Genomic DNA, 14091 nt, shown 5'->3' with positions numbered 1-14091 from the left:
AAAAACAAAATGAGCGTACTCAATGCAGTCAAAAACAAATTACTGGCGCGCGTTCTTGCTGTGGTTAAACGCGGAGAACCTTATGAAAAAAATTACTCATTAAAATGTTTGGCCGTGTCATAGAAATGTTTGGCCGTGTCATAGAAATCAAAGGCATTGAATATTGTTACAGAATGAAGAATTTCCAAAAACATATGAAACTTGCAGGTTCACTTGCAACCGAATTTTAAACCGGTAACTTATAATAGCATTTGGACACACTCTAATAATGGCTAAGTATTTTCTTATTTGTGCAAGCAGAGACCATGTCCTCAAAGGTGTAACAGGTGGTTTTGCACAGGCAGGGCACGGCAGAAAAGATTTGATTAGCAAACCCTCAAAAGGTGATTGGCTTGTATTCTATTCATCAAAAGACAAATTTGAAAACGGTATACCATTACAAAAATTTACCGCTCTTGGACAAGTTGTTGATGAAGAACCTTATCAACCAAATACAAGGGACAACTTTAAACCTTACAGACGGAATGTTAAATTTAAGAATAGTCAGGAAGTTGAAATTCGTCCTTTACTTGCGCGCCTTACTTTTATTAAGAATAAAAAAGAGTGGGGGTTTTATTTCATTAGCGGTTTTCGTGAAATTGCAAAGGAAGACTTTGACATAATAAAGAACGCAATGAAATAGCACGACATGAGGACATCGACTTTAATAAACTTTCGTTCTGACATTTAACCGAATCGCTTCATGTCGAGAGCCTAACTGCAGGTAACAATAAAGAAATAGAATGAGAAAACTAATTGCAGCAATCAATATGACACTTGACGGCTTTTGCGACCACACGGCAATGATTGCAGATGAGGAAATACATCAGCATTACAATGAGCTATTAAGTAGCGCAGACACCCTTATATACGGAAGGATAACATACCAGCTTATGGAAAGTTACTGGCCAACAGTAGTAAAAAATCCTACTGGTAGCAAACCAATAGATGAATTTGCAGTAATAATAGACGACATTTCAAAAATTGTTTTTTCCCACACGCTGAAAAATGTTGAATGGAAAAATGCAAAGTTGGCAAAGGGAGGCATTAAAGAAGAAGTTTTAGAGCTCAAGCAACAAGAAGGTAAAGACATTTTAGTTGGCAGCCCGAGTTTAATTGTAGCCTCAATGAATTTTAATTTAGTTGATGAAATCCAAATCAGTGTTCAGCCAACTATACTAGGAAAAGGTTTATCATTATTTAAGAACATAACTGATCAAATTAATTTAAAACTCTTAAAGACAAAAACATTTGGCTGTGGTGCAATAACACTTTACTATGTGCCGACAAAAAACTGAATGCCGGCACCCAACGACGCAGCGTCATATCTTCGTACTCTGAGTAGCATTAATGTACAACAAAAAGATACATACAATTTAAAAATGGAGAATTTTTGGTTGGTTATTAAATGGAGCAGCTCTAATGAATATTATGAATTTTGAAATGGTAGCTTCTGATCCTTTTATTTTAAAACTTCATTTATCCCTGCTGTATTAGTGGTCTTTGTAAAGACTACACTCAACCCAATAAAAAACGAAGAGGATGTAAAAAGTATGACAAACGACAATATCACACTGACGGAAACAGAAAAAGATGATTTAAATACATTTTTTCAATTTCAGCTTGACGAGGAAGCAAATTATTTAGCAGCTTTTACATCCAAAGACCCAAACGACAAAACCGCTTACATTGAAAAGTATACAAGACATTTAACAGACCCAACAATAAATATGCGGACAATAAAAGTAAATGATGTAATCGCAGGTAGTATTGCAAAGTTTGTGATAGAACAGGAAGCTGAAATTACTTATTGGATAGATAAAGAATTCTGGGGAAAGGGAATTGCCACAACTGCACTTAAAGAATTTTTGAAAATTGAACAAATCAGACCCCTTTATGCACGTGTTGCATTTGATAATTATGGCTCACAAAAAGTCTTAGAAAAATGCGATTTTGTGAAAATCGGGATGGACAAAGGTTTTGCAAATGCGCGACAGACAGAAATTGAAGAATTCATTTATAAACTTTCAGACTAATAATAAAACAACAACGAACAGCTAACATCGGCGTGGCAATATGACGGGTAAGGTTTTCGTATAAATGTAGTCCTGCAAATCCGCTGCATCGCCAATAACCTTACCGATATCGGTAATTTTGTTTGGAGTAGCCTGACGGGCAAAAAGAAACGGAACTGAAAAATGATTGCTTGATAAATATTGTAGCTGAAGAATCAATTTTGTTTTGTTCTTCTGCAAGGGCTGGACAACACCAACCGTGAAAATGTCAACAAAAGAAATAACAAGGCAAAACTTTGTCATGGCGAGAATCCTTATCACAGGAATTGTTACAATTTCAATTCTCGGATTGCTTTTATGGCAATATTTTCATGGAGAGGTTCCCAGCCACCATATACTAAATCGGAAAGACATGCCTGAAATTTCTAATTGGTGGGGCGGGCTGCTACTCCCATTGCTTACCTGGCTGTTATTGAGCAAGATTGAAAATAGAGTTAGTAAACGGGATCCATTGACACCACAGGTAAAAAACCAGAATATCAAAGTTTGGGGGTTATTTCTTTTAGGGCTGATTTTTGGAATTGTGTTGGCAGCTTCTTTTATGAATAACTACAAACCCTTGTTAGACAACGTGTTTTATATTTTTCTGGCACTTAGCCTGATCGTTCCAGTCTATTATCCGGAATTTATACTGGGCTTTGTTCTTGCCATGACTTTTACGTTTGGAGCAATATTGCCAACTGCTTTTATACTGATAATAGCGGCTTTTGGATTTCTCCTATACAGATTTATCAGACCACTAATTCTGAGAGTAACAAAAGTCGTCAGTAAATAACCGAGCCGATAAACCCGAACGGCGAAACTTTTGCCGCAAGCGGGTCAGACACAGCGCAGGGTCAGGAGGTTTAACTTTATTAAGTTTTAAGCAATTGCGCAGTTGCTGTTGTTCGTCTTCCAACCGCTTATATCTTTGCAAAGCGCAACAAAGGCGTTCAATGAACCCAAACAATAAAACAACTGAAACCTCGCCACAAATCCTTACCCGGGCCGGTGGGGTCCTTTATCTGATTATTATAGTTGCCGGTATATTCAGTGAGCTTTTTATCAGAAGTAAATTAATTGTTTCAGGAGACCCTGCAGCTACAGCCCATAATATTATTGCTTCGCAGTTTCTATGGCGCCTGGGCATTGCCGGAGACTTGTTAATGCACGTCTGCGATGTCCCTTTAATGGTTATCTTTTACGTATTGCTTAGACCTGTAAACAAAAACCTGGCTTTAATTGCTGTGGTATTCAATTTGGTACAGACTGCTGTTATGGTTTCTTACAAATTAAATCTTTTTCATACATTATTTCTATTGGGAAGCTCGGATTACCTGAAAGCATTTAATTCAAGCCAGCTAAACACTCTTGCATATCTTTCTATCAGGGAAGATGAATACGGATTTGGCATGGGTCTCATATTTTTCGGCATTGAGTGCCTTGTTCTTGGGTATTTGATTATTAAGTCTGGCTATCTACCTGGGACTATAGGGTATATGATGCAAATTGCCGGATTATGTTATTTAATAAACAGCTTTGCACTGATTCTTGCACCGTCATTTGCGAATATAATATCTCCCGCCATTCTGATTCCCTCGTTTATTGGCGAATTATCATTTTGCTTATGGCTTTTGTTGAAGGGCGTTAACATCAATAAGTGGAAACTCAAACAAACGACATTGCATGTAACCACCTTAATACAGACTTGAAACTATATTACATCACATCCAATAATGATGAGGCGAATGAACCGGATATATTTAATAGTAGCGGTAATTCTGTGGCTACAGTGCGAACGCTTATATAACTGCAGGTTTTGAATATTTGTACCATGACCGATAACAAAATCGCTTTATCATTTTTGACCACTCTTTTATAATCTATACTGGCTTTATTGCCTTCATTTTTACAGCACTGGGAATATGGCTTGCACTAAAACTTTCAAAACCAAAAATTGAAACCTTGTTGGTGGAAAAAGAAGTGTATGTAACACGGAATGAAAATTTTATCATCAATACCTCCCTTATCTCTCAGTTGGAACTCAGCAAAAGGGAATTGGAAATTCTTAACTTAATGGCACAAGGGCACAGCAACGAAGAAATATCTGCAAAAATTTTTGTTTCATTAAGCACCGTTAAAACACACAACCAAAATCTTTTTATAAAATTAGATGTGAAAAGACGGATACAAGCGATTGAAAAGGCAAAACGCTTTAGCCTCATTCCTTAATCTCATACTTTGGTATGAAAGTCTGCGTGATTTAAGAAAAATAGCCGAAAGTATGAGAAGAAAAAGTTGGGCCACAGCCACATTTGCACCAACAAAGAAATAAAGAAATGACAAAGAATATTATCATCTACGGGCTTATTGCAGGCATTGCTGTTTCTATTTCAATGCTGTCTACTGTAAACTACCTGAGCCATTGTAAAGGCAACATTGATTATGACAGCAGTATGCTCATCGGGCATGCTTCTATGCTCCTCGCCTTTTCACTAGTGTTTGTTGCAATTCGCAATTACAGAGATAAATACAATAAAGGAGTTATCAGTTTTGGCAAAGCATTCAAGATCGGGATCATGATTGTTTTAATCGCTTCAACCATATATGTTGTGGCCTGGCTTATTGACTATTTTTATTTCATTCCCGATTTTATGGAAAAATATTCAGCTCATTCCCTTAACCAGCTGAGAGCAAGCGGAGCAAGCCAGGTAGAGATAGATAAGCAAACAACACAAATGGCGAACTTCTCCGCGATGTATAAAAATCCATTCTTTAATGCGATGATGACTTATGTTGAAATTTTGCCCGTTGGATTGGTTGTAACACTTATCAGTTCATTAATTTTAAAAAGAAATTCAGTTAAAAATTAGTTTAATGGACATTGATACACAAATAAAAAAACAAAAAAATGGAAGAACAAAAAAATGAGCTCGGGAATACAGGTTCATCAAATGACAATATTCCAAAGGTGACAGGAATTGGAGGAATTTTCTTTTTTTCTGACAACCCAAAAGAAACCAGAGAATGGTATGCTAAAAATTTAGGACTTGATGTCAATGACTGGGGTTCTACTTTTGAATCCAGAAATCTAAGCCGGCCTGACGAAATAAACTCCCTCCAATGGAGTCCCTTTAAAAAAGGCAGTGAATATTTTGCACCTTCTACAAAAGAGTTTATGATTAACTATAGGGTTCAAAATATTGAAGCATTAGTAGAAAAACTAAAAGAGAATGGCGTTACCATAGTTGACAAAATTGAGGGTTCTGAATATGGGAAATTTGTTCATATTATGGATATTGAAGGAAATAAGATAGAGCTATGGGAACCTGCCGACTAAGTGTTTACAGAAACGGCTGGAAAGACAATAAATAATAAACCGGAATTATTGACCAACAAGAAGGACGAACGCATAACAAGGGGATTACAAAAATTTATTGAGGGCAACATCGCTTACTTACAAGATCCAGCGCAAAACCTCCAATATAAAACTTTGTAAACCTTCGTCTCGGCTGTAAAGAAATAAGACTGTAAAAGTAAAACTCTTCTTTCCCTGGAAGGTTAAATTAAACAACAATACACCACATGCAGGTAAGCCAGAATAAATCTCAGAAATCATTTAAACTCTGATTTCTGAGCAAAAGAAGTCAAAACTTACATGAGCCTCCTTGGCGGGCTCTTATTTTAAAACTTCCTTTATTCCTGATGAACAAATACCTTGCATAAAGTCAAACCAATCCCAATAAAAAACATCAAAATGGGGGAATTAGCAGAAGTAAAAACGAAGGAAACTACTTCCAGTACCGATGATTTTATTAATAGCGTGAAAAATAATCAAAAGCGTGAAGACAGTTTTCTTTTACTCAACCTAATGCAAAAGGTCACCGGGGAAAAACCAAAAATGTGGGGCAGCTCAATCGTTGGTTTTGGAAAATTAAGATATTAAAGCCCCTCCACAGGACGGGAAGTTGATTGGTTCAAAATGGGTTTCTCTCCCCGTAAAGCGAGCCTTTCACTATACCTGATGAATCTGCAGGCCCATACTTCCTCATTGAAAAAACTAGGTAAGCACAAGACAGGGGTTGGCTGCCTTTATATCAATAAGCTGGATGATATTGACCTGAAGATTTTAGAATAAATGATTAACGCATCAGTAAAAGGAAAGTGACATAACCCAGATAAAGGCGTTATATTTTTTGCAAATACAATCAACCAAAATGTCTCACTATAATTTAACAGCATGAAAAAAACACTGCTCATCTCATTCGCACTTGCGGCATCCTTCGGGCTTGGTATTGCTTCCAGCAATTTAATTAACAAATCAACCAGCAATTCTGAAATGAAAAAAGTAACAGGCATCGGGGGAATCTTCTTCAAATGTAAAGACCCTAACAAGATGAAAGAATGGTATAAGACCCACCTCGGATTGAACACTAATCAATACGGAACCGTATTCGAGTGGAGACAAGCTACGGATTCAACAAAAAAAGGATATACTCAATGGAGTCCGTTTAAAGATTCAACAAAATATTTTGAACCGTCAGTAAAAGATTTTATGATCAATTACAGAGTTGCTGGCTTAGAAGGTCTCGTTGAAGAACTGAAAAAAGAAGGTGTAACAATTGTCGACAAAATTGAAACAGCTGATTACGGAAAGTTTGTTCATATAATTGATATAGAAGGGAACAAAATTGAACTATGGGAACCCAACGATATTGAATATGAAAAGCTCGGTGTCCAGATGGGCATCAAGACGACCAAATGATATATTTAATCATCGCTCAAGAAATAAAAATAATTTCATAAATAAATGTAAAAAAGCAATTACCAGGCGGCGCCTTGTAAATCTTTCTTACTTTAGTAAACAACTATTTCATTATGGCTGGATCTACTGCAACTATTTTAATTCCGGATATCAGCGGGTTTACTGAATTTATGACCAATACCGAGCTCAGCCACAGCTCCACTGCCATAAGTATGCTTATCAATACCATTATTGATGTAGTTAAAGACGAATATGAGATTTCCGAGATTGAGGGCGATGCAGTATTGATGTTTAAAAGAGGTTCGGCGCCTTCTCAAAAAGAGATACAGGGCACCTGCCTTAAGATTTTCAATGCTTTTCATTCTCAGCGGAACTGGATGCAGCAACACAATGTCTGTCCCTGTGAGGCATGCAAAGAAATCACCAGTCTTACGCTCAAGTTTGTGGCCCATCATGGATCAGTTGGTGAAATAAAAGCCGGAGGATTTACAAAACTTTCGGGCACTGATGTGATTATTGCCCACCGGCTTCTTAAAAACAGTGTACCTTCAAATGAGTACCTGCTGCTAACGGAAAAACTGTTGCAGCACTCCATTGAATCAACTGAAGCCGGAATGGAATGGTCTGTTTCTTCAGAAGACTACCCTTCTATTGGAAAGGTGGATTATCGCTATGCGCTGCTGAATGACGAGAGAAAAAAGATTCCCCAATCGCCAAAACCACAAGCCGGTTACTCCATAGAATCTGCAGCATACTACGAACTGCCTATTGCATGCAACTACCGTGACGCTTATATGGTACTCATGAACATTCCTACTCGTCCTGAATGGCTGTCCGGCCTGCAAAAGGTAGAACAGGATATACCCGCTGTATACGTTGGAAGCATTCATTATTGCACTTCTAATAACTACAAAGCTATCGTCTCGCCCATCCAGATGACAATGACAGAGAAAGAAATTTCGTATGCTGAAAGTTGGGAAATCGAAGAGAGGGGGCTTTCATTGGTGAACGAATTTAATTTCAAAGAGATTAACGAAACAGATTGTGTCTTTTCCTGGCGTTTCCTGAATGCAGGTAAAACGGAAATTGTGGAGGAAGAGCGTACTGTTCTTTTACAGGGTATGCAACAGATGGCTAAAGACCTAAAAGAGTATTGTGAAAAGCTGGAAGCATCCTTCTTTCACTAATGTTTTTTAAACAAAAGGTTAGGCCAGTGCTAAAGTCAACTTTGAACAATGGCACCTTGTTTTCACTGCCTGGACAATAAGATTTTTTATCAGAACGGTTATATTCTTAATAAAAAAAAATTCTTTATTACTTATTGGGCGCTGCTGGTCTCTTTAAATACATTATAAGGAGCCAGCCCCAACAGCAATTGCAACGTTTCTGTTGTTGGTCTTTCAACCGCTTATACCTTTGCAAAAAGTAACAAAGCATTAATGTTAAGTTTAGTATATAACCTTAACAAATTATTTGGCTGTGTAGAAATTGGTTTGTTATTTTTGCAGATCAAAAGCACTGTAGATATGTATTATTTGCTCCCCTGTTGTTGTGCTTATTACAGTTAGAATTGGTACTATAGTTTCCTGAATTTCTAATTTCTTAATTAACTAAATTATATGATTAAACCTATTGGTATATTTTATGAGCATCCCGAGTGGTTCAAGCCTCTTTTTAAAATCTTAGATGAAAGAGGATTAAATTATGAAAAATTACATGCGGGGTTTCATCAGTTCGATCCACTTAAAATACCACCATATAGTGTGGTTGTAAACAGAGTAAGTTCATCTTCTTATTTGCGTGGACATGGTCAGGCAATATTTTATTCTAAATCCCTTATTGGCTATTTAGAAGAAAACGGAGTTAGGGTTATTAATGGCTCCAGAGCCACAGAAATTGAAACTTCCAAAGCATTGCAGTTAGTGCTGTTTAAAAAGCTGGGATTAAAGTTCCCTAAATCAATAATTGTTAATCATACATCACAGATAATGGATGCTGCTAATCAATTAAACTTTCCGCTTGCGATAAAACCTAATATTGGCGGCAGTGGTGCAGGCATTATAAAATTCAATTCCTTATCAGCGTTGGAAGAAGCTGTTGAAAATGATGCCATTAAATTAGGTATAGATGAAACAGCTTTGGTGCAGGAATTTATCCCTGCACGTGGCGGACATATCAACCGTGTAGAAACTTTAAACGGCAAGTTTCTTTATGCAATTAAAGTGTATTCATCAGGAGAAAGCTTTAATCTTTGTCCGGCTGAGATTTGTCAAATACCTGAGCCTGCAGCCATGGAGGAAATAGGTGAAGTATGCTTAACAACTGCTACAAAAAAAGGAATTAAAGTAGAGCCATTTACACCGCCTGAAGAAGTGATAACTGCTGTAGAAAAAATTGTAGCTGAAGCAAAAATAGATGTAGGCGGAATTGAATATATGATTGATGACAGGACCGGTAAAATGTTATTTTACGATATCAATGCGCTTTCTAATTTTATTGCCGATGCCGAAAATGTAATTGGTTTTGATCCTTTTAAAAACCTGGTTGATTTTATTGAACTACTTTCAAAACATTAAAAATTAAACACATGAAATTTGGATATTGGTTACCTGTTTTTGGCGGCTGGCTTCGCAACGTAGATGATGAGCAAATGGAAACAAGCTGGAACTATACTAAGCGTTTAGCTCAGCGCAGTGAAGAGATTGGTTATGACATTACATTAATAGCTGAATTATTTCTGAATGATTTAAAAGGTGCCGATGCTCCTTCTATGGATGCGCTTACAACTACGGCAGCATTGGCAGCTGTTACAAAAAAACTTGAACTGATGATAGCTGTTCGTCCTACATTTCACAAACCCGCCATCTTTGCTAAACAGGCTGCAAACATTGCCAATATCAGTAATGGACGTTTAACATTGAATGTTGTTTCCTCGTGGTGGGAAGATGAAGCACTAAAATACGGAATAGAATATGAAAAACATGATGATCGCTATGCAAGAATGGATGAATGGGTTACCATAGTAAATGGCATGTGGGAAAAAGATGGATTTACATTTGAAGGAAAATATTACAGTGTCAGAGACACAATACTTCAGCCAAAACCTATTGTAAAACCATATATATATGCGGGCGGCGAATCTGAAGCAGGCAAAAATTTAATTGCAAGAATATGCGATGGTTATGTAATGCACGGAGATTCACCCGAAGTGATAGGAAGACGTATAAACGATGTAAAAGAACGCCGTGAAAAGTTAGGCTTGCCGGCAATGAAATATGGAGTAGCAGCTTATGCAATTGTACGAAATGAAGAAGGAGAAGTTAAAAAAGAAATGGATCGGATAATGGACGTTAAGTCCTCTGCCCGCGGATATGATAATTATCAACAATGGCTTAATGGAACACAATTAGAAAAAAGAGTTTCACTGGAAGATTATTCAGTAACAAACCGTGGCTTGCGCACCGGATTAACCGGCACGCCGGAAAAGATTGCTGAACAAATTGAAAAATTTGAAAAAGTAGGTGTTGATTTCTTCCTGTTACAATGCAGCCCGCAATTAGAAGAGATGGAGCGTTTTGCAGAAGCAATTATGGCTTATCAACCTTCTTCTGTTGTTTAAATTTTTATAAATGAAAGAAACGCAACTCCATGTAGCAATTTCTCAAATAGCGCCGGTGTGGTTAAATAAAGAATAAACCATATTAAAAATAATTACGCAGATAGATGAAGCAGGCGCAAAGGGTTGCGGTCTGGTAGTATTTGGAGAAGGGCTTTTACCCGGTTATCCTTTTTGGGTTGAGTTAACTGATGGTGCCCGCTTTAATTCAGAAATACAAAAAGAAATTTATGCGCATCATGTGCAGGAAGCAGTGCAGATACATGCCGGTGATTTCAAACCCATTTGCGAAACTGCTTTAAGAAATAAAATTGCTATTTATTTAGGATGCATTGAAAGAGCAGCAGACCGCGGCAATTATAGCCTGTACTGTGGTATGGTTTACATAGATCAATCGGGAACTATTGGGTCGGTGCATCAAAAATTGGTTCCTGCGGAATTCTATTCCCGCCACATCGCCAGTCTTCAAGTTTGTGCGTTATGCTTTGGCAACAGTGCTGACTTCAAATTGACAGAAAAATTTTGGTCAAAATACTTACAATCAAAAAACTAAATTTTATAACACCAAAAGACCTTCTTGACACCTATTATAAAGGGTTTGCGCAAAAGCAAGGTTGGGAGGCAGTAATTTCTGACGACTTCAAATTTGTAGGTGGCGACATGTCAAAGACAGAACCAATCGTAGGCAAACAAGCCTATATTGACATCATCAAACGCTTCTCACAATTATTTCAAAACATGCGACCTAAGCAAATGATAATAGACGGCGACAACGCATGTGGTATTGAGAATTACGATTATATATTTCCAAATGGCAAAGCAATCAATGGAGACGTTGCAACAATATGGAAAGTAAAGAATAACAAGCTTGATGCGTTAACTATATTTTTTGACACGATAATATTCCAAGTCGAAAACTTGAAACGGAACAACCTCGAATATTAATGCAATAGCATTCATCTAAATTTTTCTGCTATTTTTTTATTAGCACCATCCATAAGCACATCACCATGCCCGAAGCAAGCAATATTGAAATTATATTGAGCTACTCTTTTTAGAGTTTTTTTTCCTAAATCTCTATCTTCGTAAAGGATGCTATAGCCCAGCCCACTTGCGTTTGCACAAATATCACCGGCAATTAATAGTTGTTCTTTTCTAAGAGTAAAAAAATATGTCCGGCAGAATGCCCGGGTGTGTGAATAATTTTTAGTCCTGAAAGTATTGACAATACTTCGCCATGTTTTACTTCATTGATTGCAGTAACAGGAGTAACATCCGGTTTGATGTTTCTCATAAACAAATTGAAGATAAGTCACATCCTAAATCCCGGTGTACGGGTCATGGGTGGTCGCACGCCAAGTTTTAATGCTTCCCGATAACTCTTTAGCAAACGATTTGCTTAATTGTTTTATCTCTTATCATAAAAGAATTTTCTTTCCCAAATCATCAGCATTTCTTTAATTTTAATCATTGATGAACTACTTAAATAAACATTTTATGAAACTTGTATTCCTTCTCATTTTCTTTTGTTCTGCATTCACTTCAATGGCGCAGAATCAACCGGCAATAACACAGTTATCAGACACTTTGATCGTTGATGCCGCCTGCGGCCAATGTAAATTAGGCATGAAGGGGAAAAATTGCAGCCTCGCTATCAGGATAAAAGACAAATCTTATTTTGTTGATGGAACAGATATTGATTCTCACGGCGATGCTCATACAAAAGATGGTTTCTGCAATGCAATAAGAAAAGCAGCAGTGGTAGGAGAGATTGTAAACGGAAGGTTTGTTGCTTCTTATTTTATGCTTCTTAAGGAAGAACCTAAAAAAGAATAATACACAAAACTGTTGAATTAACTTTACTACACTTCATCCATATTTGAGTTGTTGTTGGTCTTCCAATCACTGCTACCCTTGCAAGACCAACCTTTAGACTTGCAAAGTAATTATTTGATCACTTTGCAATTACTATTATTTTTGTTTTTGCTACTTTTTCTTTGTTAACTAAACGCAAATTTGTTGGTAATTCAAGTGACCGATTTGCAGCAGTGAACTAAAACGGCCAACTGGATTTAGGACCCATCCGTTGATACAGACTGCTGCTTTCAGTTATGATGGCAAGTCTTTAACCAATTTTTACTAATTACCTGAATGAAGGTTTTTAAGACGTGTTTCTTCGTTACTTGATTTCATTTTGTAGCTATTAATTATGTAAATTTTGATAGTAGGGTTATCCCCTACCCTACTGGCAAAGAATTTTAAGCGTCTCAAGGCATGAATTATGGTGAAAAAGGTACTTATCCTGGCAGGCGTACCAGCTAACCATTCAAATGATCACTTAACCTTAATGAATCTTTCTTACTGCAACAATCAATCGTTGTAAACTGCTCCCAAAAAAAGTAAATGGAATTTGCTCTACCATGTGTCTCACTCAAAAATTTTCAGCATAAGTGCGAGATTCGTGGTTGACGGTGGAAAAGATATAAACCCCAAAAATTATAATCAGGCAGATTTGCATTATCGCAATTATTACTTAGCTTTGCCGTACAAAGTACTTTTAAATGAAGCAAGAACAGGATTACATACGGGATATAGCCGAGATACGCTCAATGATGGAGCGTTCCTCCAAATTCCTGTCGCTCTCCGGCTGGGCAGGTGTAATGGCAGGTATTTATGCATTGGCAGGGGCTTATATTGCCTATAAAATTTTATATTTCAACCCTGGTGAAATACCGTTCAACACCACCAATTCAGGAAGTTTGCCTTCTGGCCTGATCAAGGTTGTTATTTTAGCAGTTATAGTATTGATGCTTGCAATAGGTACAGCCATTTTTCATTCCTATAAAAATGCTAGTCGGAGGGGGGAGAAACTTTGGAATGCTACTGCCAGGCAGCTCGTGATTAGTATGGCAATCCCGCTTATTACGGGTGGACTTCTGATCCTTATCCTGATTACTAAAGGTTTGATTGGCCTGATTGCTCCATTCACATTACTATTTTATGGCCTGGCTTTATTTAATGCCGGCAAGTTCACATATGTTGAAGTGAAAAGTTTAGGGCTTATTGAAATCGTGTTTGGTCTGATCAGCTCCTATTTTGTTGAGTATGGATTATTATTCTGGGCTTTGGGCTTCGGGATAGTCCATATTATTTATGGTATTTACATGCATTACAGATACGAAAGGTGAAATTATCAATTAATGGTTTGCATAAAGCATTTGAAAGCAGGATCAGGCTTGGCATTATGTCGGCGCTGGCTGTTAATGAAATGCTTGATTTTAATTCATTGAAGGATTATCTTGATCTGACCGATGGCAACCTGGCAAGCCACCTCAAAGGGTTGGAAAAAGAAAAATTTATTGGCGTGAAAAAGTCTTTTGTTGGCAGAAAACCGAATACCAAATATTTTGTAACCAAAGGTGGAATACAAGCCTTCGATGATCATCTTAAAGCATTGGAGAAATTAATTAAATCACAGAAATAATGAATACAAAAACAAACAAGCAAATCATTGAAGAGGTTTTAAAATATAGTCTCTGCTACCTTACGGGTGCGGCAAGATGCTCGTTTGCAAACGGCTTTGTCAGACCTGATTTTCCCCATGGTCCGGGTTAAAA

The 14091-nt window shown here is 37.2% G+C and carries 19 protein-coding genes and 1 pseudogene; 18 read left to right on the top strand and 2 right to left on the bottom strand.

Annotation, left to right across the window (positions count from 1 at the left end):
* The first annotated feature begins 268 nt into the window (after positions 1 to 268).
* The 3 genes from H0W62_07230 to H0W62_07220 all read left to right on the top strand — a co-directional run bounded on the left by H0W62_07230 (position 269) and on the right by H0W62_07220 (position 2075).
* The gene (locus H0W62_07230) at positions 269 to 682 is read left to right on the top strand and encodes an EVE domain-containing protein (protein ID MBA3648327.1); all 414 of its coding nucleotides are present in this window, start codon (positions 269 to 271) and stop codon (positions 680 to 682) included.
* A 100-nt stretch (positions 683 to 782) separates the two neighbouring features.
* Positions 783 to 1337: a dihydrofolate reductase gene (locus H0W62_07225; GenBank protein ID MBA3648326.1), complete on the top strand. Its 555-nt coding sequence runs from the start codon at positions 783 to 785 to the stop codon at positions 1335 to 1337.
* 255 nt (positions 1338 to 1592) lie between these two features.
* Positions 1593 to 2075 carry a GNAT family N-acetyltransferase gene (locus H0W62_07220; protein MBA3648325.1) on the top strand — a complete coding sequence of 161 codons (483 nt, stop codon included), beginning with the start codon at positions 1593 to 1595 and terminating at the stop codon, positions 2073 to 2075.
* Between the two features lie 21 nt (positions 2076 to 2096).
* On the opposite strand, the gene H0W62_07215 is transcribed toward H0W62_07220, so the two are convergent.
* Positions 2097 to 2357: a hypothetical protein gene (locus H0W62_07215; GenBank protein MBA3648324.1), complete on the bottom strand. Its 261-nt coding sequence runs from the start codon at positions 2355 to 2357 to the stop codon at positions 2097 to 2099.
* Between H0W62_07215 and H0W62_07210 the strand changes: the two genes are divergently transcribed.
* The 12 genes and pseudogenes from H0W62_07210 (at position 2356) to H0W62_07155 (ending at position 11419) form a co-directional block, all read left to right on the top strand.
* Entirely contained in the window at positions 2356 to 2889 is a 534-nt protein-coding gene (locus tag H0W62_07210) for a hypothetical protein (GenBank protein MBA3648323.1), read from the top strand. The two genes, H0W62_07215 and H0W62_07210, sit on opposite strands and share 2 nt — an antisense overlap.
* Before the next feature lie 160 nt (positions 2890 to 3049).
* The gene (locus H0W62_07205) at positions 3050 to 3805 is read left to right on the top strand and encodes a DUF4386 domain-containing protein (GenBank protein MBA3648322.1); all 756 of its coding nucleotides are present in this window, start codon (positions 3050 to 3052) and stop codon (positions 3803 to 3805) included.
* 145 nt (positions 3806 to 3950) lie between these two features.
* On the top strand, positions 3951 to 4325 hold the full coding sequence (locus tag H0W62_07200) for a DNA-binding response regulator (GenBank protein ID MBA3648321.1): 375 nt from the start codon (positions 3951 to 3953) through the stop codon (positions 4323 to 4325).
* 107 nt (positions 4326 to 4432) lie between these two features.
* On the top strand, positions 4433 to 4966 hold the full coding sequence (locus H0W62_07195; protein MBA3648320.1) for a DUF4199 domain-containing protein: 534 nt from the start codon (positions 4433 to 4435) through the stop codon (positions 4964 to 4966).
* Positions 4967 to 5004: 38 nt separating this feature from the next.
* Positions 5005 to 5433 carry a VOC family protein gene (locus H0W62_07190; GenBank protein MBA3648319.1) on the top strand — a complete coding sequence of 143 codons (429 nt, stop codon included), beginning with the start codon at positions 5005 to 5007 and terminating at the stop codon, positions 5431 to 5433.
* 417 nt (positions 5434 to 5850) lie between these two features.
* Positions 5851 to 6231, top strand: a pseudogene (locus H0W62_07185) (DUF1801 domain-containing protein).
* A gap of 201 nt (positions 6232 to 6432) precedes the next feature.
* Positions 6433 to 6858, top strand: coding sequence for a VOC family protein (locus H0W62_07180; protein ID MBA3648318.1), 426 nt, complete (start codon positions 6433 to 6435; stop codon positions 6856 to 6858).
* A 113-nt stretch (positions 6859 to 6971) separates the two neighbouring features.
* Entirely contained in the window at positions 6972 to 8045 is a 1074-nt protein-coding gene (locus H0W62_07175; protein MBA3648317.1) for a DUF2652 domain-containing protein, read from the top strand.
* A 432-nt stretch (positions 8046 to 8477) separates the two neighbouring features.
* A complete protein-coding gene (locus H0W62_07170) occupies positions 8478 to 9434 on the top strand; it encodes a hypothetical protein (GenBank protein MBA3648316.1) in 957 nt (318 codons plus the stop codon).
* Positions 9435 to 9445: 11 nt separating this feature from the next.
* Positions 9446 to 10477 (top strand): LLM class flavin-dependent oxidoreductase, encoded by a 1032-nt coding sequence (locus H0W62_07165; protein ID MBA3648315.1) that lies wholly within the window; start codon positions 9446 to 9448, stop codon positions 10475 to 10477.
* Between the two features lie 100 nt (positions 10478 to 10577).
* Positions 10578 to 11027, top strand: coding sequence for a hypothetical protein (locus H0W62_07160; GenBank protein MBA3648314.1), 450 nt, complete (start codon positions 10578 to 10580; stop codon positions 11025 to 11027).
* Positions 11015 to 11419 carry a nuclear transport factor 2 family protein gene (locus H0W62_07155; protein MBA3648313.1) on the top strand — a complete coding sequence of 135 codons (405 nt, stop codon included), beginning with the start codon at positions 11015 to 11017 and terminating at the stop codon, positions 11417 to 11419. The genes H0W62_07160 and H0W62_07155 overlap by 13 nt, the downstream gene beginning before the upstream one ends.
* 193 nt (positions 11420 to 11612) lie before the next feature.
* On the opposite strand, the gene H0W62_07150 is transcribed toward H0W62_07155, so the two are convergent.
* Positions 11613 to 11768 (bottom strand): hypothetical protein, encoded by a 156-nt coding sequence (locus tag H0W62_07150; protein ID MBA3648312.1) that lies wholly within the window; start codon positions 11766 to 11768, stop codon positions 11613 to 11615.
* Positions 11769 to 11971: 203 nt separating this feature from the next.
* Between H0W62_07150 and H0W62_07145 the strand changes: the two genes are divergently transcribed.
* The 3 genes from H0W62_07145 (at position 11972) to H0W62_07135 (ending at position 13958) form a co-directional block, all read left to right on the top strand.
* Entirely contained in the window at positions 11972 to 12310 is a 339-nt protein-coding gene (locus tag H0W62_07145) for a hypothetical protein (GenBank protein MBA3648311.1), read from the top strand.
* A 725-nt stretch (positions 12311 to 13035) separates the two neighbouring features.
* Positions 13036 to 13662: a hypothetical protein gene (locus H0W62_07140; protein ID MBA3648310.1), complete on the top strand. Its 627-nt coding sequence runs from the start codon at positions 13036 to 13038 to the stop codon at positions 13660 to 13662.
* On the top strand, positions 13659 to 13958 hold the full coding sequence (locus H0W62_07135) for a transcriptional regulator (GenBank protein MBA3648309.1): 300 nt from the start codon (positions 13659 to 13661) through the stop codon (positions 13956 to 13958). The genes H0W62_07140 and H0W62_07135 overlap by 4 nt, the downstream gene beginning before the upstream one ends.
* Positions 13959 to 14091 lie beyond the last annotated feature (133 nt).

Source organism: Chitinophagales bacterium (assembly GCA_013816805.1).
Lineage (GTDB): Bacteria > Bacteroidota > Bacteroidia > Chitinophagales > UBA10324 > MGR-bin340.
Note: the sequence above shows the minus strand (reverse complement) of the source record. Positions and strands in the feature narration are given on the sequence as shown.